Source organism: Embleya sp. NPDC055664, assembly GCF_053618075.1.
On the sequence record NZ_JBSHGZ010000061.1, the window covers coordinates 1 to 17,830 of the forward strand.

Consider the following 17,830-nt stretch of genomic DNA (forward strand, 5'->3'; position numbering starts at 1 on the left):
CGCACACACCCGTGCGCGACGGCGGCAGACTCATATCCGGCGCCGAATCCCCCGAAACACCTCGAACCACCGGCACCATCGGCACCACCGACATCCCCGAAGAGGCCCGATGAGTCACCCCGTTCCCGGCTCCACCCCCCGAACTCGCATACGCCGCCTGCCCGATCACGCCGCTCGGGACCGGGCCGCGCTGCACGCCGTGCTCGACGCCGGCCTGGTCGGCCACCTCGCCATCACCGGCGAGGACGGTCAGCCGTTCGTCCTGCCCGTCGCCTACGCCCGGGACGGCGAGCGGGTGTTGATCCACGGCTCGACCGGCAGCCGACTCCTCCGCGGCCTGGCCGCCGGCGCGCCGACCTGCCTGACCGTGACCCTGCTCGACGGCCTGGTGCTGGCCCGATCCGCCTTCGAGTCGTCGATGAACTACCGCAGCGCGATGGTGCTCGGCTCGTGCACGGTGCTCCCGGACGCCGAGAAGGTCGCCGCCCTGGACCTGCTCACCGACCGGCTGCTCCCCGGCCGCCGCGGCGACCTGCGCCCGCACTCGACCAAGGAACTGGCCGCGACGCTCGTCCTCGCGCTGTCCCTGGACGAGACATCGGTAAAGATCTCGGCCGGACCGCCCGACGACGACGAGGCCGACCTCGACGCGCCGATCTGGGCCGGCACGGTCCCGATCACCGAGCACTTCGGCACCCCCGTGCCCGCCCCCGACCTGCGCTTCGACCTCCCCGCGCCGGACTACCTGAGGACGTGGACCCGATGACGGGCGACTACCGCGACGTGTCCCTGTGGTTCGACACCCTCGGCGAGGACGTCACCGCGCGCCCCGCGCTCGCGGGCGACCTGGACGTCGACGTGGCGATCGTCGGCGCCGGCTACACCGGCCTGTGGACGGCGTACTACCTGGCCCGGGCCGACCCCTCGCTGCGGATCGTGGTGCTGGAGCGCGAGGTCGCCGGCTTCGGCGCGTCCGGCCGCAACGGCGGCTGGTGCTCGGCGCTGTTCCCCGCGTCCATCGCCAAGGTGGCCCGCGACAGCACCCGGGAACGCGCGATCGCCCAGCAGCGGGCGATGAACGCGACCGTCGACGAGGTCGGCCGGGTGGTCGCCGCCGAGGGCATCGACTGCGACTTCGACAAGGGCGGCACGGTCGTGCTCGCCCGCACCCCGGTACAGCTGGCCCGCGCGCGCGAGGCGGTCGCCGGGGAACACGCGTGGGGCTTCGACACCTCCGACGCCCGGCTGCTCGACGCCGCCGAGGCACGCGCGATGGTCGGCGCCACCGACGTGCTCGGCGGCACCTACACCCCGCACTGCGCGGTGCTCCACCCCGCCAAGCTGGCCCGCGGCCTGGCCGTGACGGTGGCCGGCCTCGGCGTGCGCATCCACGAGCGGACCCCCGTGCTCTCGATCGAGGACGGCGTCGCCGTCACCCCGCACGGCCGGGTCCGCGCCGACGTGGTGGTCCGCGCCACCGAGGGCTACACCCCCGAACTGGCCGGCTTCCACCGCGACCTCGCGCCGGTCTACTCGCTGATGATCGCCACCGAGCCGCTGCCGGAGGCCTTCTGGGACGAGGTGGGCCTGGCCCGCCGGGAGAGCTTCAGCGACATGCGGCACCTGATCATCTACGGCCAGCGCACCGCCGACGACCGCCTGGCCTTCGGCGGACGCGGCGCCCCGTACCACTTCGGCTCCAAGGTGCGGCCCGAGTTCGACCGCGACGAAAAGGTCTTCGCCGAACTGCGCCGGGTGATCACCGAGTTGTTCCCGGCCGTCGCCGACGCGCGGATCACCCACACCTGGGGCGGCCCGCTGGGCGTGGCCCGCGACTGGTACGCGAGCTGCGGCCTGGACCGCGCCCGCAAACTGGCCTGGGCCGGCGGCTACGTCGGCGACGGCGTGGGCACCGCCAACCTCGCCGGCCGCACCCTGGCCGACCTGATCCGCGACGAGTACACCGACCTGACCCGGCTGCCCTGGGTCCGCCACCGCTCGCCCCGGTGGGAGCCGGAGCCGCTGCGCTGGATCGGCACCAACGTGGGCCTGCGGGTGATGGCGGGCGCCGACGTCGAGGAGCGGCGCACCGGGCGCGAGTCGCGCCTGGCGCACGCGTTCGGCCGGTTCCTCGGTCACTGAGCCGGACCGGTCACCCCGTCCCCCCTCGGATGGTGCGGCGCCAGGACTCCAGGTGGTCCGGCGCCGCACCCGCCTTGAGCAGGAACTCCGCCGCCGAGCCGTGCCGCTCCTCCAGCACCCGCAGGAAGGTGTCGATGGACGCCCGCGCCGCACCGCGCATCGCGGGCGCGACCGGATGCGACGGGTCGATCCGGGGCTGGCGCGGCAATCGGTCGATACGTTCGAACATCTCCACGAGATGCGTCTCGGTCTCGGTGTAGTCGGCGATGATCGCCTCGCGCTCGACCCCGGCGACCGACAGGAGCAGGGCGACCAGGATCCCGGTCCGGTCCTTGCCGGCGGTGCAGTGCACCAGCGCCGGCACCCCGCCGTCGCCGGCCAGGATCTCCAGCGAGCGTACGTAGGACTCGGCGCCGCGCTCCGCCATCCGCATGTAGAGCAGCCCGGCCCCGAACTCGTCCACGCTGCCCAGGTCGATGTCGTCGTCCAACTCCAGGCCCTGGGTCTGCCCGGCCGACACGTCACCGATCGCGGCCCGGTCGGCGGCCAGCGCGGAGCGGCGACCCAGCAGCGGCAGCCGGTGCCGGACCACGCCCGCCCACTCGGTCGGGGGCAACCCCTCGTGGTCCGAACGCAGATCGAGCACGTGCCGCACGCGATAGGTGTGGATCAATCGGTCGACCCCCTCGGGGGTGAGCAGATCCGGGGTCTCGGACCGCATCAGTACCCCCGTTCGAGTGACACCGCCGCCGATCAGCGGTAGGTCGCCGACGTCGCGGGCATTGAGCAGATCTGGAAGATCGAGTCGGCGGTTCATGTGCACCCCGTTCGGAACGCGTTCGAGACACCTGTTCGCCTCATCATGATGTGTGCGAACTCCCGCCGCCGACAGGGCTCCCCGACCGAGGGGGTTTGTCGCCCGTGCCGAAACCACGTGCCGCAACGCTCGTTGGAGGAGAACGGGTGGCAACGAACGTAACTCTGCGGGAGGTGTGCCATGTCCCTGTCGTCCCGCGAGACCAGACCCGCCGACCGGCGCGCCGTCGCCGACGCGCCGAGCGCCCCACCCGACAACGACGTGCTGCGCGCTCACGGACTGACCCTCACCCAGGGGTCGCGCACGCTGCTGCGCGACGTCTCGGCCGCGGTCCGCGCCGACGAGACGTTCGCGATCACCGGGCCTGACGGCGCCGGCAAGTCGGCGCTCCTCGCGTGCCTGTCCGGCGTGGTCGCCCCCGACAGCGGCGAGGTCTGGTTCAACAGCGGCCCGATGCACGTGCTCGACGAGAAGGGCCGCATCGCGCTGCGGCGCCGGCACTTCGGCCTGGTCGACGGCCGCACCCGACTGCTGCCGGAGTTGACCGTCGCGGAGAACGTGGCGCTGCCGCTGCTGCTGGATCGTATGCGCCGCACCGAGGCGTTCGCGATCGCCCGGCACTGGATGGATCGGCTCGACGTCACCGAGCACGCCGAGTCCCGGCCACCGGGCCTGGGACCGGCGCTGCTGCGTCGGGCGGCGGTCGCCCGCGCGCTGGTCACCCGACCGGCGGTGGTCTTCGCGGACGAGCCGGCGCACGGCCTGGCCGGCGCCGAACTCGACCATCTGATGCGGATCCTGGTCTCCGCCGTGCGCTCGCACGGGATCACCCTCGTGTTGGCCACCGCCGATCGGCGGGTGGCCGCGCACGCGGACCGCGGCCTGGTCCTGCGCGAGGGTCGTCGCGACCCGCGCGCGGAGGGGTGGTAGGCCGATGTCCGAGGCCGACGCACGGGTCATGCGCGACGCGTGGCACGGCGCGTCCCGGGTCGACGCGGTGCGGGTGCTGGCCGGCGCGGCGCTGGCGGGCAGTGCCACGATCGTGCTGCTGTGCCTGCTGGCCTGGGCCCGCCCGAGCGGGCGCGCGGCACCGGCGCCGACCGGTCCGCTGCTCGCGGCGCTGCCGGTGCTGGCCGCCGTGGCGGTGCTGACCGCGGTCGGCACCCGGCTCGCGGTCCTGCACCGGCACGACCGGGCCGATCGGGCCCGGCACGCGCACGCCGAGGTCGCCGAGGGGCCGCCGGTCCCAGGGCACGGGACCGGGCCTGGAACGGGGCCCGGAACGGGCCGGGCGACGGTGGCGACCGAGGCGGCGATCACGGCCATGGTCGGCACGATCGCCGGGATGCAGGCACACCTGGTGCTGCGCTCGGTGCGGGATTCGCTCCCGCCCGCGGTTCGCCGACTGCTCGCGGTGGGCGCCGAGGTGCACTGGCCGGGCCTGGCGGCGCTGCTCGTGGTGGTGCCCACGATCACGGCGATCGCGGCGGCGAGCGCGGTGCCGGGGCCGTCGGCCCGGTCGTTGCCCCGGGTGCCGCCGTACGTCGGGCCGCTCCTGGTGCTCGCCGGGCTGCTCGCGCAGTACTTGATCGCCGACCCGGCCCGTCCGGAACAGTTGCCGCACGGCGCGCTGCCGGCGGCGGTGGGCGGATACGCCGCGGTGCTGATCGGGGCCGCGCTGACCGTGCCGTGGTTGGTGGCCTGGCTCGGCGGCGGCTGGGCGGCCCGGGCCGGTCGGGTCTGGACGTTGTGCGCGGCCCGGCGGATGGAGGCCGCCGCGCACGGCCTGGCGCTGCCGCTCGGACTGACCACGATCGCGCTGGCGGTGGTCACCACCGCTCGGCTCGCGGGCGAGCGCACGCCGGTTCGGATGGCCGACGCGCCGCTGTTCCTGACGGTGGCCACGGTCTCGCTGTGCGCGGCGGCGATGTTGTTCGCGGTGGTGGTCGAGTACGGCCCGGCCCGTCGGGAGACCTCACGGACCCTGCACTCGATCGGCGCTGCCACGCCGACGGATCGCCGCGCGGCCCTGGTCGCCCTCGCCGTCCCGGTTCTGGTCTGCGTGCCGACGGCGATCACCGTCGGCGCACTGGCGGCCTGGCCCGCGCACGAGGGCGCCAATCCGTTCCCGACGGTCTCCACCCGCACCGCGCTGCTCGGCACGGTCTGGGCGGTCGGCCTGCTGGTGGCCGCGCTGATCGCGGCGGCGGCGGTGATCCTGCGCGACGAACGACCCCGGCGGCGCCGCCGCCGGGCCTGAGCCCCGGCCATTGGAAAACGCTCGGATGCGGGAGACCCTCGGACATGCGAAAACACTCCGAGCCCGGCGCGGCGTCCCCTTCCGCGACGGGCTCGAAGTGCTTCTCGTCTCGGGGGCCACGCGACCCCGAGCCGTGCGCCGGATCGTGTCCCTTCGACCGGCGGCTTGGGCGTGCCACCGTCGGATCATTCGAACGGGGGGATCAAAGGATCCGACGGCCTGGCACTGAGATCAGTCTGCCCTGTGCGGCCTAAGGATCCGATAAGGATTCGTTACCCGTTCTATATCGCCGCGCCGCGCACCCGTGACCTGCACCGATTGTCCCGCTTGCCGGCTGTGTCCCCGGCGATCGGCGGGCCGGCGTGGACCGCCCGCCGATCGCGCCGCGGAATCAGACCTCGGCGGCGGCGAGCTGCCCGCACGCGCCGTCGATGTCGCGACCCCGGGTGTCCCGGACGGTGACCGGCACGCCGTGCTTGGTCAGCAGCCGGACGAACTCCTCCTGGCGCTCGGCCGTGGAGGCGGTCCACTTCGAGCCCGGGGTGGGGTTGAGCGGGATCAGGTTGACGTGCGCGTTGTGGTTCTTCAGCCGACGCCCGAGCAGGTCGGCTCGCCAGCCGTGGTCGTTGATGTCCTTGATCAGCGCGTACTCGATGGAGACCCGGCGACCGGTGACGCCCTCGTAGTGCCAGGCGGCGTCCAGCACCTCGCGCACGTCCCAGCGGGTGTTGACCGGGACGAGCGTGTTGCGCAGCTCGTCGTCCGGCGCGTGCAGGGACAGGGCGAGGGTGACCGGGATCCGCTCCTCGGCGAGCTTGTACATCGCCGGGACCAGGCCGACCGTGGACATGGTCACCGAGCGGGCGGAGATGCCCAGGCCCTCGGGGCTCGGGTCGACCAGCCGGCGCACCGCGCCGACCACGGCCTTGTAGTTGGCCAGCGGCTCGCCCATCCCCATGAAGACGATGTTGCTGACCCGGCCCGGACCGCCGGGCACCTCGCCGCGCGCGAGGGCCCGCGCGCCGGCGAGCACCTGCTCGACGATCTCGCCGGTGGACAGGTTGCGGGTCAGGCCCGCCTGACCGGTGGCGCAGAACGGACAGTTCATCCCGCAGCCCGCCTGCGAGGACACGCACATCGTGACCCGGTCGGGGTAGCGCATCAGGACGGCCTCGACGAGGGTGCCGTCGAAGAGCTTCCACAACGACTTGCGGGTGGCACCGTCGTCGCAGGAGATGTCCCGTACGGAGGTCATCAGCGAGGGCAGCAGCGCCTCGGCGAGCCTGGCCCGGGTCGCGGCGGGCATGTCGGTCCACTGCTCGGGGTCGTCCGAGAGGTGACCGAAGTAGTGCTTGGACAGTTGGGCCGCGCGAAACGGCTTCTCGCCCAGCTCGGCCACCGCCTCGCGGCGCTCGGCGAGGGTGAGGTCGGCAAGGTGGCGCGGCGGCTTCGAACGACGCGGCGGCGCGGTGAAGGTGAGTTCTCCAGGTTTGGGCATGGCTCGTCCAGTGTCGCAGGTGTACGGGCGGGGCCGGATCCGACGGGTTCCGAAGACCCGCCCGGCCCCGCTCCGTGCGTCTGCCGGGCCTGTCCGGAAAGGGCCGGATCAGGTCCGGGTCATACGAATACGGCGAGCAGCAGCCACACCACCGGGGCGGCGGCGAGCAGCGAGTCGAGGCGGTCCATCACGCCGCCGTGACCGGGCAGCAGACTGCCCATGTCCTTGACCTTGAGGTCGCGCTTGATCATCGACTCGGCGAGGTCGCCGAGCGCGGACACCGCCGCGGCCGCGACGCCCACCACGGCGCCCTGCCACCACGCGCCGTCCAGCATGGACACCACGCACAGCGCGCCCGCGGCGGCGGCCAGGATCACGCCGCCGGCGAAGCCCTCCCAGCTCTTGCCGGGACTGATCGTGGGCGCCATCTTGTGCCGGCCGCCGGAGATCACCCCGGCCGCGTAGGCGCCGGTGTCGGCGCACACCACCAGGATGATGAAGGTCAGCACCCGCTTCGCGCCGTCGTCGTCGCCCAGCATGAGCACCGCGAAGCCGGCCAGGAACGGCAGGTAGAAGACGGTGAACACACCCGCCGTCATGTCCCGCAGGAAGTCCTCGGGGCCCTCGGTCATCCGCCAGATCATCACCGCCACGGCGGTCAGCGCGGTCGCCACGGCCAACCCCTGCGCACCGCGCGCGTAGGCGGCGATCAACATCGCCGCCGAGCCGACCGCCAGCGGGATCACCGGAATCTTGATACCGCGCCCGACGGTGGCGCCCTGCGCGGTCCGCCCGGCCGCGTCGGCGACCGCCTCGGCCCGGCCGAAAGCGCCCGCCAGTTCCCACAGTCCGACCAGGACCGCGAGCAGCACGACGCCCACGAACAACACCTGGACGGTGAGCAGCGAGGCCACGATCACCCCGCCGAGGGCGGCGCCGACGCCGATCGCCTGAGGCAGGTTGCGTCCGGCCTTGCCGACCGGTTTCGCGGGTCGGTCCCCGGTCACCCCGCGGCCCTCGCGTGGCACCTCGGCGTACGCCGGATCCCGTCGAACGGGCTCCTCGTGGAACCGCCCGCCCGCGTCGGGTTGCGACCCGTCGTCCGGGTCGTGACCCGCGATCGGTGAGAGCACCTGCGTATGGTCATCCTGTGTCCGTACCCCGACGCCGGCGGGAAAGTGCTGCTGCGCACGAGTGGCGCCGCCGCCGTGGCCGCCGGACCGTGCCGCATCGTAGTGGGCCGGTTCCTGACCGTTCGGCGCGTCCGGGACCTGCTCCGGCCACGCGCCGTACGACCCGTACGGGTCGTGGCCGGGCGGCAGATCGGGGTGCGCTCCCGCGGGCGGATCGGCCGGCGGCGTACCGCCCCAGGTCGAGTCGTTCATCAGACTTCGAGCAGCTCGGCTTCCTTGTGCTTGAGCAACTCGTCGATCTGCGCGACGTACTTGTGGGTCGTGTCGTCGAGTTCCTTCTCGGCGCGACGCACCTCGTCCTCGCCGGACTCGCCGTCCTTGACCCGCTTGTCGAGCGTGTCCTTGGCCTTGCGGCGGATCGACCGCAGCGAGATCTTCGCGTCCTCGCCCTTGCTCCGCGCCACCTTGATGAACTCCTTGCGGCGTTCCTCGGTGAGCTGCGGGAAGACGACCCGGATGACCTTGCCGTCGTCCGTCGGGTTGACCCCGAGGTCGGAGTCGCGGATCGCCTTGACGATCGCGTTCCTCGAACCGCCGTCGAACGGGGTCACCAGGACCATCCGCGGCTCGGGGGTGGTGAACGACGCGAGCTGGTTCACCGGGGTCGGCGAGCCGTAGTAGTCCACGAGGATCTTGTTGAACATGGCCGGGGTGGCCCGGCCCGTGCGGATCGCCGCGAAGTCGTCCTTGGCGACCACGACGGCCTTCTCCATCTTTTCCTCGGCCTCGAGGAGAATCTCGTCGATCATGTCGGCTCCTGTCCCGGTCCTGTCGCCGTCGATCAGCCGTCGGTACGGCTGACCAGGGTGCCGATCTTCTCACCCCGCACGGCGCGGGCGATGTTGCCCTCGACGAGCAGGTTGAAGACGACGATCGGCAGTTCGTTGTCCATGCACAGGCTGATCGCGGTGGCGTCCGCGACCTTGAGCCCGCGGGCGAGCACCTCGGCGTGATCCAGACGATCGAACATGACCGCGTCCGGGTTGGACTTCGGGTCGCAGTCGTATACGCCGTCGACGCCCTTGGCCATGAGCAGCGCGACCGCGTCGATCTCGAGCGCACGCTGGGCGGCCGTGGTGTCGGTGGAGAAGTAGGGCATGCCCATACCCGCGCCGAAGATGACCACGCGGCCCTTCTCCAGGTGTCGCACGGCGCGTCGCGGGATGTACGGCTCGGCGACCTGACCCATCGTGATGGCGGTCTGCACGCGGGTGTCGATGCCCTGCTTCTCCAGGAAGTCCTGGAGCGCCAGGCAGTTCATCACGGTGCCGAGCATGCCCATGTAGTCCGAGCGGGCGCGGTCCATGCCGCGGATCTGCAACTCGGCGCCGCGGAAGAAGTTGCCGCCGCCGATCACGATGGCGACCTGGGTGCCGCGGCGGACCACGTCGGCGATCTGGAGCGCGATGGTCTGCACGGTGTCGGGGTCGACACCGAGGGCCCCGCCGCCCGCGAACGCCTCACCGGAGAGCTTGAGCAGCACCCGGCGCGCGTAGGGGTTCGGCTCGTCGCCCTCGGCGGACGACGAGGAGGCCGCCTTCGTTTCGGTTTCCTGCACGGTTCCCTCCACGCCTTGCGGCCTCCTCGCCATACTGCTTTTCACTGCGTTCATGCCTACTACATGCCCCGGCCGCGTTCACTTTCCGGTCGGGGCGGTGCCACAAGTGGCGATCAGACGCCGACCTTGAAGCGGGTGAAGCGCTTGACCTTGACGCCGGCCTCGTCCAGGACCTTGCCCACGGACTTCTTGCTGTCCTTGGCGAACGCCTGGTCGAGCAGCACGTTGTCCTTGAAGTAGCCGGTCACCCGGCCCTCGACGATCTTGGACAGGGCGGCCTCGGGCTTGCCCTCCTCGCGCGCGGTGGCCTCGGCCACACGACGCTCGGTCTCGACCGTCTCGGCCGGCACGTCCTCGCGGGCGAGCACCGTGGGCGAGAACGCGGCGATGTGCTGCGCGACGTCCTTGGCCACCTCGGCGTTGGCGCCGTCCAGCTCGATCAGCACGCCGATCTGCGCGGGCAGGTCGGGGCTGGTCTTGTGCAGGTACGCGGCGACGAAACCGTCGGCGTACTGCGCGAAGCGGTCGAGCACGATCTTCTCGCCGAGCGTGACGTTCGCGTCGTCCACGAACTGCTGGACGCTCTTGCCGGCCTCGATCTCGCTCGCGAGCAGCGCGGCGATGTCGGCGGGCGCGGTCTTGGCGACGTGCGCGGCGATCGCGTTGGCGGCCTCGATGAACTTCGGGCTCTTGGCCACGAAGTCGGTCTCGCACTTGAGCTCGACCAGGACGCCGGAGGCGTTGCCGTCGAGCAGCGCGACGACGGCGCCGTTGGACGCCGAGCGGCCCTCGCGCTTGGTGACGCCCTTCTGGCCCTTGACGCGAAGGATCTCGACCGCCTTGTCGACGTCGCCTTCGGCCTCTTCGAGGGCCTTCTTGCAGTCCATCATGCCCGCGGCGGTGAGCTCACGGAGCTTCTTCACATCCGCGGCGGAGAAGTTCGCCATGTCCTGATTCTCTCGTCTCTCGGTCAGCGGCCCGGTTGCCCGAGCGACTGCGGGTGAGGGTGTCGCCCCACCCGATGAAGGTCAAGGGTCCGTGCGGTATTCCGACACATACGGGACGTACGGGATGCGTACGCACCGTGATCGGGTCCCGGCACAGGGCGAGGGGTACGCCGGCCTGGCCGTCGTACCCCTCGTTCCAGGGTCAGGCCTGCGGGTCGGCCTCGGCGGCCGGCGCCTCGGCAGCGGCGGCCTCGACGGCCGGCGCCTCGACGGGCTCGGCTGCGACGTCGGCCTCGGTGACCGAGCCGGACTCGACGACCTCTTCGGCGGGGGCGGCCTCGGCGGCCTCGTCCTTCTTGCCCGCCTCGAGCAGCTCGCGCTCCCAGTCGGCGAGGGGCTCGCCGGCGGTGGCCTTGGTGTCGGCGGCGGCGCCACCGGCACGCGACATGAGACCGTCGGCGACGGCGTCGGCGATCACGCGGGTGAGCAGCGTGACCGAGCGGATCGCGTCGTCGTTGCCCGGGATCTTGTAGTCGACCTCGTCGGGGTCGCAGTTGGTGTCGAGGATCGCGACGACCGGGATGTGCAGCTTCCGGGCCTCGCCGACGCCGATGTGCTCCTTCTTGGTGTCCACGATCCACACGGCCGAGGGCACGCGCTGCATGTCGCGGATGCCGCCGAGGGTCTTCGACAGCTTGTCCTTCTCGCGCTTGAGGACGAGCAGTTCCTTCTTCGTCATGCCCGAGCCGGCCACGTCGTCGAAGTCCAGCTGCTCGAGCTCCTTCAGGCGCTGGAGGCGCTTGTAGACGGTCGAGAAGTTGGTCAGCATGCCGCCGAGCCAGCGCTGGTTGACGTAGGGCATGCCCACGCGCGTCGCCTGCTCGGCGATCGCCTCCTGCGCCTGCTTCTTGGTGCCGACGAACAGGATCGTGCCGCCGTGGGCGACGGTCTCCTTGACGAACTCGTAGGCGCGGTCGATGTACGACAGCGACTGGAGCAGGTCGATGATGTAGATGCCGTTGCGCTCCGTGAAGATGAAGCGCTTCATCTTCGGGTTCCAGCGGCGGGTCTGGTGACCGAAGTGGACGCCGCTTTCCAGCAGCTCCCGCATCGTGACGACGGCCATGGCCGTACGCTCCTTGGACTCTCGTCCCGGCGATCGAGCCCGGGACTCTCGGTTGTGTCGTGACGACGGGTCGCCGTCACGCCTGACGCCCGCGACACCACGCCGAGGTCCTTGCGGATTCCCGGACCGAGAGGTGTCCCCATCGAGTCCCGCTCACTGGCGTCTCGCCATGCGGGACGTCGGCGGCTCGAAGGTGGGCGCGCGAAGTCGACCCGGAAGGCCGGGCCGCTCCGGGAAGTGTACGGGACCGGTACGCGGCCGGGCGACTCGCCTTCCGGCCACCCTTTTCCGCCGCCTCGTCCGCTTGTATGCCGGCTTTTCGCGGCGTATCGCACTTCGACGATCGGCGACCGCTTGTGGACGAAAAAGTTGTCTACGCGCACGGGGCGGCTGTTTGTCCACAGGCCGACGCGGATCGGCGCGTGTGGCGGGCGCGGGCGCTGAGTCTGGGCGCATGAACGATTCGAGGTCGGTTCGTGGACCCGCCGTGATGGGTCTGCTGTTGCTCACCGCCGTGGTGTCGACGGTCGCATCGCCCCTCGCCTCCCCGGCGCCGCTCGCGTCGGGGGCGGCGCGGGCCGCGCCGGAGGTGCGGCGCTGGGTGTGGCCGCTGGATCCCCGGCCGGTGGTGCTGCGCGGGTTCGAGCCGCCGGCGGCGGCGTGGCTGGCCGGGCACCGCGGGGTGGATCTGGCCGCGACGGTGGGCCAGTCGGTGCGCGCGGCGGGCGCGGGGGTGGTGGTCTTCGCCGGCGCTGTGGCCGGGCGCGGGGTGGTCACCGTGCGGCACGGCGATGTGCGCACCACCTACGAGCCGGTGCTCGCGTCGGTGGCGGCGGGTCGGGTGGTCGCGGCGGGCGAACCGATCGGGGTGCTGGCGCCGGGGCCGTTCCATCTGCCGGTGCCGTGTCTGCACTGGGGGTTGCTGGTGCCGGGGTATCACGACCCGCTCACGCTGCTGCGTCGGGCGCGGGTGCGGTTGTACCCGAACCGCCCGGGCTCGGGCCCGTCGGGTTCGGCGGGCTATGCGACCCGGGCGACGCCGCCGAGCACCAGGGCCAGGGTGGCGGACGCGGCCTCGGCGGGGTCGGCGCCGCACTCGATCCGCCGGACCGCCGCGTCGACCATGCCCTGGACCAGCGTGGCGACCAGCATCGGGTCCCGGTGGCCGAGCGCGGACAGCGCGTCCACCACCAGTTCGACGATCCGCCCGTGGGCGGCCCGGATGCGTTCGCGCGCGTTCGCGTCCAGCTCGCCGGTGGAGATCGCGACGACGACGCGATGACGACGATCACCGACCAGTTCCAACTGGCGCTCGACGTAGGCCGCGATCTTGTGCGCCGGGTCGTCGGTCGCGCCCATCGCGTCCTCGACCTCGGCCACCCACGCCGGCAGGTCGACGGCGCACAGCTCCTCGACCACGGCCGCGCGCGAGGCGAAGTATTCGTAGAGCGAGGAGCGGGCCAGGCCGGTGCGTTCGGCCAGGGCGGGGAAGGTGAGCGCGGCGAAGCCGCCCTCGTCGAGCAGGCTCCGGGCGGCGTCGAGCAGCGCGGCGTGCTGCATCGCACGGTGCTCGGCGACGGAGGAGGCTCGAATCTTGGGCATTCCCTCACTCTACGACGTCACCGTGCGTGTCATCGGGGAGCTTGGCCGATTCCCCGGTCAGCCGCCGGAGTGGTCCAGTTCGGCGTCGACCGGGGGCAGCGCGCACTCGGGGTCGTCGAGCCAGCCCTCGGGCAGCACGACGCGCTTGCCGCCCGCGGTGCGCCCGCGCGGGCCGTCGGCGCCGATCGGCCACGGCTGGTCCAGGTCGAGCTGCCCGAACCAGTCGTCGAGTTCGGCCAGGCTGCTCGCGGTGGCCAGGCCGCGGCGGATGGTGCCGCCGACCGCGAAGCCCTTCATGTACCAGGCGACGTGCTTGCGCAGATCGGTGACGCCGTGGGTCTCGTCGCCGATCCACTCGGCGAGCAGCACCGCGTGCCGGCGCATGATCGTGGTGACCTCGCCCAGGGTCGGCCGGGCCCGGTCGGCGCTGCCCTCGAAGGCGGAGACCAGGTCGCGGAACAACCACGGGCGGCCCAGGCAGCCGCGGCCGACCACGACGCCGTCGCAGCCGGTCTCGCGCATCATCCGCAGGGCGTCCTCGGCGTCCCAGATGTCGCCGTTGCCGAGCACCGGGATGTCGGTGACGACCTCCTTCAGCCGCGCGATGGCGGACCAGTCGGCGGTGCCGCCGTAGTGCTGCTCGGCGGTGCGGCCGTGCAGGGCGACCCAGGTGACGCCCTCGTCCACGGCGATCCGGCCCGCGTCGAGGTAGGTCAGGTGGTCGTCGTCGATGCCCTTGCGCATCTTGATGGTGACCGGCACGCCCCGCGCGTTCTTGACCGCCGAGCGCAGGATGTCGCGCAGCAGGTTGCGCTTGTAGGGCAGCGCGGAACCGCCGCCCTTGCGGGTCACCTTGGGCACCGGGCAGCCGAAGTTGAGGTCGATGTGGTCGGCCAGGCCCTCGTCCACGATCATCGCGACCGCACGGCCGACGATGTGCGGGTCGACCCCGTACAGCTGGATGCTGCGCGGGCGCTCGGTCTCCGCGAAGCGGATCAGCCGCAGCGTCTTGGCGTCCCGCTCGACCAGCGCGCGGGTGGTGATCATCTCGCTGACGTACAACCCGGCCGGGCGCGCGGTGGTGGCCGCCTCGGCCTGCTCCTGGCACAACGTGCGAAACGGCGCGTTGGTGATGCCGGCCATGGGAGCCAGCACCACGGGCGGCCGAATCCGCGCGCCGCCGAAGGCGCCCAGGCGCAGCGGCGGCCACGGGCTGCCGGTGGCGTCGGGCGTGGGTGCGTCGGCGGGTGCCATGGACGGTGCTCCAGGAGGGGTGCGGGGATGGATCCGATCCATTGTCCCCCACCGGGAAAAGTGGTTTCCGGGTGTCGCCGGGTCCTGGCAGCATCGCCGGCATGACCTCCGATTCCCTGCCGGCGTCCGCCGGGTCCGCCGCCGAGTCCGACCGTGAGCCGCTCGATGTCGCGTCCCTGATCCTGCGGGCCCGGCGGCAGCCGCGGCTGAAGTACGTCTTCTTCTGGGGGCACCGCGAGCCGATCCGGGGCGTGGACGCGAGCTGTCTGAGTCAGTGGTATCCGTCGCCGTTCGAGGTGGATGGGATCACCTATCGCACCGCCGAGCACTGGATGATGGCCGGCAAGGCCCGGATGTTCGCCGACGCCGACGCGGAGCGCCGGGTGCTGGCGGCCGATCACCCCAAGACGGCCAAGACGATCGGGCGCCAGGTGCGCGGCTTCGACGAGCAGCGGTGGGTGGAGGAGCGGTTCGAGCTGATCGTGCGCGGCAACGTGGCCAAGTTCGGGCAGCACCCGGACATGGGCACCTTTTTGCTGGGCACCGGGCGGCGGATCCTGGTCGAGGCCAGTCCGCTGGACCGGATCTGGGGCATCGGGCTGGCCGCCGACGACGAGCGGGCGGGCGACCCCGAGCGCTGGCGTGGGCTGAACCTGCTCGGCTTCGCGCTGATGGCGGCCCGCGCCCGGCTGGCCGACGCGGCCGGGGCCGGCACTTCGCCCGGCTCGATCGGCTCGACCACATCGGCCGGAGGGCACGATCACGCGGTGTCGGAATCCGCTCCTGCGCCGTCGTCCGGATGAACTAACCTCCGCACATGAGTGCCTTCCCGCCCCCGCAGCCCCCGAACGGGCCCGGCTACGGTCACGGGCAACAGCCGTACGGACAACCGAACAACGGCCAGTCGGCCCACGGGCAACAGCCCCAGGGTCAACCGGCCTACGGGCAACAGCCGTACGGACAACAACCGTATGGGCAACAGCCGTATGGACAGCAGCCCTACCCGCAGCAGTACGGCCAGGGTTACGGCCAGCCGCCGCCCCCGCCGTCGGGCCGGCCGAAGTGGCTGGTGCCGACGGCGGCGGTGGTGGCGCTCGCGGTGATCGGCGGCGGGGCGTTCTTCTTCCTGTCCAAGGACAACGACGACGACAAGAAGCCCGCCGCGCAGACGTCCCCGACCGGCCCCGCCAACGGCGGTTCGTTGCCCGCGACCGGCGGTTCGCCCGGACCGACCGCCGACGAGCCCAAGGGGTTCCAGTCGGCGCCGCCGCCGAACAACTCGGCCATCGACGACCTGTCGACCGACAAGTTGTCCTTCACCACCGACTACTTCTTCAAGGACACCGCCGAGTTCCAGGGCCGCACCGGCGCGAAGTATCGGCAGCTGAGCAGCGACGACTCGGCGGCCAAGGACTGCTCGAAGGTGATCACGGCCGGCGGCTCGGCGGTCACCCAGAACGGCTGCGTGGGTGTGCTGCGCGGGTCGTACAAGGACTCGGCCGGGAAGTACGCGGTGACGCTGTCGCTGATCTCGATGCCGAACAAGGAGAAGGCCGAGGCGGTGAAGAAGGGGCTGGGCACGATCGCGCTGTCCAACTCCCCGATCGCCTGGCTCCAGCCGCCGGCGTCGAGCGGGGTCACCTTCAAGGACGGCTCCGAGCACGCCGCGATCGCCACCACGACCGGGCACTACGTCCTGATCCTGGACATCGGCCGGGCCGACGGCGGGCCGATGAAGGGCCAGGGCGAGGACGCCTCGAAGGCCGCGGGCAACGTACTGAACGACCTGAACTTCCGGATGGCCGACCGCATCGTGGCGGGCGTCTTCAAGTAGTTCCGATCCGGCCCGGGACACACGTGAGGGGCGCCGTCCGAGACGGCGCCCCTCACGGCGTTCACCCGGCCCACGGCCGGTTTCGGGTCAGCAGCCCGGCAGGCGTGCCGCGAGATAGCCCACGACCTGGTCGAGCGACACCCGCTCCTGCTGCATCGTGTCGCGCGAGCGCACGGTCACCGCGTTGTCCTCGAGCGTGTCGAAGTCGACGGTGATGCAGAACGGCGTGCCGATCTCGTCCTGGCGGCGGTAGCGACGGCCGATCGCACCGGCGTCGTCGAAGTCGCAGTTCCAGTATTGCCGCAGGTCGGCGGCCAGGCTCCGGGCCTTCGGCGACAGGTCGGCGTTGCGCGACAGCGGCAGGATGGCCGCCTTGACCGGAGCCAGGCGCGGGTCGAGCCGCAGCACGGTGCGCTTTTCCAGCTTGCCCTTGGCGTTCGGCGCCTCGTCCTCGAAGTAGGCATCGAGCAGGAACGCGAGCATCGCCCGGTTCAGGCCCGCGGCGGGCTCGATGACGTACGGGAACCAGCGCTCGTTGGCGTCCTGGTCGAAGTACGACAGGTCGGTGCCGGACTTCTCCGAGTGGGTGCGCAGGTCGTAGTCCGTGCGGTTGGCGATGCCCTCCAGCTCGGAGAACTCGGTGCCGCCGAAGTTGAAGCGGTACTCGATGTCGACGGTGCGCTTCGAGTAGTGCGACAACTTCTCCTTCGGGTGCTCGAAGAAGCGCATGTTGTCCGGGTTCAGGCCGAGGCCGATGTACCAGTCCCAGCGCTGCTGCATCCAGTATTCCTGCCAGTGCTCGTCCTCGCCCGGCTTGACGAAGAACTCCATCTCCATCTGCTCGAACTCGCGCGTGCGGAAGATGAAGTTGCCCGGCGTGATCTCGTTGCGGAAGCTCTTGCCGGTCTGGGCGATGCCGAACGGCGGCTTCTTGCGCGAGGTCTGCTCGACGGCCTTGTAGTTGACGAAGATGCCCTGGGCGGTCTCCGGGCGCAGGTAGGCGCGGCCGGACTCGTCCTGGGTGGGGCCGAGGAAGGTCTGCAGCAGACCGTTGAACATCTTGGGCTCGGTGAAGGTGCCCTTGTTCCCGCAGTTGGGACAGGTGATGTCGGCGAGGCCGTTCTCCGGCAGCCGGCCGCGCTTGGCCTCGTACGCCTCTTCGAGGTGGTCGGCGCGGTAGCGCTTGTGGCACGAGGTGCACTCGGTCAGCGGGTCGACGAACGCCTCGACGTGACCGGACGCCTCCCACACCTCGCGGGCGAGGATGACCGAGGAGTCCAAACCGACGATGTCGTCACGCGAGGTGACCATCGTGCGCCACCACTGGCGCTTGATGTTCTCCTTGAGCTCCACGCCGAGGGGACCGTAGTCCCAGGCGGCCCGCTGGCCGCCGTAGATCTCACTACAGGGGTAAACGAAGCCTCGGCGCTTGCTCAGGCTGACGATGGTGTCGATCTTGTCGGCGGCCACAATGCTCTCTTCGGTGCGACGATGCGGGCAGTGACAGTGTCGGCACAGGCTACCGGCGCGCTGGTCACCCCCGTAAATCGATAACTGCCGGCCCGGGTCCGCCACGGTTGGCCCAAACCCGTATTATTG

General features: G+C 71.6%; 16 protein-coding genes and 1 pseudogene. 7 read left to right on the forward strand and 10 right to left on the reverse strand.

Annotated elements, in window-relative coordinates:
- Positions 1 to 109 precede the first annotated feature (109 nt).
- Both ACWGR4_RS46340 and ACWGR4_RS46345 read left to right on the forward strand, forming a co-directional pair.
- Positions 110 to 766 (forward strand): pyridoxamine 5'-phosphate oxidase family protein, encoded by a 657-nt coding sequence (locus tag ACWGR4_RS46340; RefSeq protein WP_452131449.1) that lies wholly within the window; start codon positions 110 to 112, stop codon positions 764 to 766.
- Entirely contained in the window at positions 763 to 2,142 is a 1,380-nt protein-coding gene (locus ACWGR4_RS46345) for an NAD(P)/FAD-dependent oxidoreductase (protein ID WP_452131448.1), read from the forward strand. The genes ACWGR4_RS46340 and ACWGR4_RS46345 overlap by 4 nt, the downstream gene beginning before the upstream one ends.
- A 10-nt stretch (positions 2,143 to 2,152) precedes the next feature.
- On the opposite strand, the gene ACWGR4_RS46350 is transcribed toward ACWGR4_RS46345, so the two are convergent.
- Positions 2,153 to 2,959, reverse strand: coding sequence for a tyrosine-protein phosphatase (locus ACWGR4_RS46350; protein WP_380003047.1), 807 nt, complete (start codon positions 2,957 to 2,959; stop codon positions 2,153 to 2,155).
- Between the two features lie 180 nt (positions 2,960 to 3,139).
- On the opposite strand from ACWGR4_RS46350, the gene ACWGR4_RS46355 reads away from it, so the two are divergent.
- Complete coding sequence (locus ACWGR4_RS46355) at positions 3,140 to 3,889, forward strand: ABC transporter ATP-binding protein (protein WP_452131447.1); 750 nt, start codon at positions 3,140 to 3,142, stop codon at positions 3,887 to 3,889.
- A gap of 4 nt (positions 3,890 to 3,893) precedes the next feature.
- Positions 3,894 to 5,219, forward strand: a complete 1,326-nt coding sequence (locus tag ACWGR4_RS46360) for a hypothetical protein (protein WP_452131446.1) — start codon at positions 3,894 to 3,896, stop codon at positions 5,217 to 5,219.
- 391 nt (positions 5,220 to 5,610) lie between these two features.
- On the opposite strand, the gene rlmN is transcribed toward ACWGR4_RS46360, so the two are convergent.
- The 6 genes from rlmN to rpsB form a co-directional block, all read right to left on the reverse strand.
- Positions 5,611 to 6,717, reverse strand: coding sequence for a 23S rRNA (adenine(2503)-C(2))-methyltransferase RlmN (rlmN, locus tag ACWGR4_RS46365; protein WP_380003043.1), 1,107 nt, complete (start codon positions 6,715 to 6,717; stop codon positions 5,611 to 5,613).
- Between the two features lie 119 nt (positions 6,718 to 6,836).
- Positions 6,837 to 8,102, reverse strand: coding sequence for a phosphatidate cytidylyltransferase (locus ACWGR4_RS46370; protein WP_452131445.1), 1,266 nt, complete (start codon positions 8,100 to 8,102; stop codon positions 6,837 to 6,839).
- Entirely contained in the window at positions 8,102 to 8,659 is a 558-nt protein-coding gene (frr, locus tag ACWGR4_RS46375; RefSeq protein WP_380003041.1) for a ribosome recycling factor, read from the reverse strand. The genes ACWGR4_RS46370 and frr overlap by 1 nt, the downstream gene beginning before the upstream one ends.
- 32 nt (positions 8,660 to 8,691) lie before the next feature.
- Positions 8,692 to 9,501, reverse strand: a complete 810-nt coding sequence (pyrH, locus tag ACWGR4_RS46380) for a UMP kinase (RefSeq protein ID WP_078977400.1) — start codon at positions 9,499 to 9,501, stop codon at positions 8,692 to 8,694.
- A gap of 80 nt (positions 9,502 to 9,581) precedes the next feature.
- Positions 9,582 to 10,415, reverse strand: a complete 834-nt coding sequence (gene tsf, locus ACWGR4_RS46385) for a translation elongation factor Ts (protein WP_380003040.1) — start codon at positions 10,413 to 10,415, stop codon at positions 9,582 to 9,584.
- A 202-nt stretch (positions 10,416 to 10,617) separates the two neighbouring features.
- Positions 10,618 to 11,541 (reverse strand): 30S ribosomal protein S2, encoded by a 924-nt coding sequence (rpsB, locus tag ACWGR4_RS46390; RefSeq protein ID WP_452131444.1) that lies wholly within the window; start codon positions 11,539 to 11,541, stop codon positions 10,618 to 10,620.
- A gap of 490 nt (positions 11,542 to 12,031) precedes the next feature.
- On the opposite strand from rpsB, the pseudogene ACWGR4_RS46395 reads away from it, so the two are divergent.
- Positions 12,032 to 12,451 (forward strand): annotated as a pseudogene (locus tag ACWGR4_RS46395) (peptidoglycan DD-metalloendopeptidase family protein); the annotation flags it as partial.
- 110 nt (positions 12,452 to 12,561) lie between these two features.
- On the opposite strand, the gene ACWGR4_RS46400 reads toward ACWGR4_RS46395, so the two are convergent.
- Both ACWGR4_RS46400 and dusB read right to left on the reverse strand, forming a co-directional pair.
- A complete protein-coding gene (locus ACWGR4_RS46400) occupies positions 12,562 to 13,143 on the reverse strand; it encodes a TetR/AcrR family transcriptional regulator (RefSeq protein ID WP_380003038.1) in 582 nt (193 codons plus the stop codon).
- 57 nt (positions 13,144 to 13,200) lie between these two features.
- Positions 13,201 to 14,397, reverse strand: a complete 1,197-nt coding sequence (gene dusB, locus ACWGR4_RS46405) for a tRNA dihydrouridine synthase DusB (protein ID WP_380003037.1) — start codon at positions 14,395 to 14,397, stop codon at positions 13,201 to 13,203.
- A 101-nt stretch (positions 14,398 to 14,498) separates the two neighbouring features.
- Here dusB and ACWGR4_RS46410 point away from each other — a divergent pair, with 101 nt between their 5' ends.
- Both ACWGR4_RS46410 and ACWGR4_RS46415 read left to right on the forward strand, forming a co-directional pair.
- On the forward strand, positions 14,499 to 15,200 hold the full coding sequence (locus ACWGR4_RS46410; RefSeq protein ID WP_452131443.1) for an NADAR family protein: 702 nt from the start codon (positions 14,499 to 14,501) through the stop codon (positions 15,198 to 15,200).
- 14 nt (positions 15,201 to 15,214) lie between these two features.
- Positions 15,215 to 16,231, forward strand: a complete 1,017-nt coding sequence (locus ACWGR4_RS46415) for a hypothetical protein (protein ID WP_452131442.1) — start codon at positions 15,215 to 15,217, stop codon at positions 16,229 to 16,231.
- A gap of 87 nt (positions 16,232 to 16,318) precedes the next feature.
- Here the strand turns inward: ACWGR4_RS46415 and ACWGR4_RS46420 are convergent, their stop codons facing one another.
- Complete coding sequence (locus tag ACWGR4_RS46420) at positions 16,319 to 17,701, reverse strand: glycine--tRNA ligase (RefSeq protein WP_380003034.1); 1,383 nt, start codon at positions 17,699 to 17,701, stop codon at positions 16,319 to 16,321.
- Positions 17,702 to 17,830 lie beyond the last annotated feature (129 nt).

Excerpts from the sequence above, each read along its gene's own strand:
- ACWGR4_RS46340 (WP_452131449.1), top strand. The coding sequence starts at position 110 with ATGAGTCACCCCGTTCCCGGCTCCACCCCCCGAACTCGCATACGCCGC.
- ACWGR4_RS46345 (WP_452131448.1), top strand. The coding sequence starts at position 763 with ATGACGGGCGACTACCGCGACGTGTCCCTGTGGTTCGACACCCTCGGC.
- ACWGR4_RS46350 (WP_380003047.1), bottom strand. The coding sequence starts at position 2,959 with ATGAACCGCCGACTCGATCTTCCAGATCTGCTCAATGCCCGCGACGTC.
- ACWGR4_RS46355 (WP_452131447.1), top strand. The coding sequence starts at position 3,140 with ATGTCCCTGTCGTCCCGCGAGACCAGACCCGCCGACCGGCGCGCCGTC.
- ACWGR4_RS46360 (WP_452131446.1), top strand. The coding sequence starts at position 3,894 with ATGTCCGAGGCCGACGCACGGGTCATGCGCGACGCGTGGCACGGCGCG.
- rlmN (WP_380003043.1), bottom strand. The coding sequence starts at position 6,717 with ATGCCCAAACCTGGAGAACTCACCTTCACCGCGCCGCCGCGTCGTTCG.
- ACWGR4_RS46370 (WP_452131445.1), bottom strand. The coding sequence starts at position 8,102 with ATGAACGACTCGACCTGGGGCGGTACGCCGCCGGCCGATCCGCCCGCG.
- frr (WP_380003041.1), bottom strand. The coding sequence starts at position 8,659 with ATGATCGACGAGATTCTCCTCGAGGCCGAGGAAAAGATGGAGAAGGCC.
- pyrH (WP_078977400.1), bottom strand. The coding sequence starts at position 9,501 with ATGGCGAGGAGGCCGCAAGGCGTGGAGGGAACCGTGCAGGAAACCGAA.
- tsf (WP_380003040.1), bottom strand. The coding sequence starts at position 10,415 with ATGGCGAACTTCTCCGCCGCGGATGTGAAGAAGCTCCGTGAGCTCACC.
- rpsB (WP_452131444.1), bottom strand. The coding sequence starts at position 11,541 with ATGGCCGTCGTCACGATGCGGGAGCTGCTGGAAAGCGGCGTCCACTTC.
- ACWGR4_RS46400 (WP_380003038.1), bottom strand. The coding sequence starts at position 13,143 with ATGCCCAAGATTCGAGCCTCCTCCGTCGCCGAGCACCGTGCGATGCAG.
- dusB (WP_380003037.1), bottom strand. The coding sequence starts at position 14,397 with ATGGCACCCGCCGACGCACCCACGCCCGACGCCACCGGCAGCCCGTGG.
- ACWGR4_RS46410 (WP_452131443.1), top strand. The coding sequence starts at position 14,499 with ATGACCTCCGATTCCCTGCCGGCGTCCGCCGGGTCCGCCGCCGAGTCC.
- ACWGR4_RS46415 (WP_452131442.1), top strand. The coding sequence starts at position 15,215 with ATGAGTGCCTTCCCGCCCCCGCAGCCCCCGAACGGGCCCGGCTACGGT.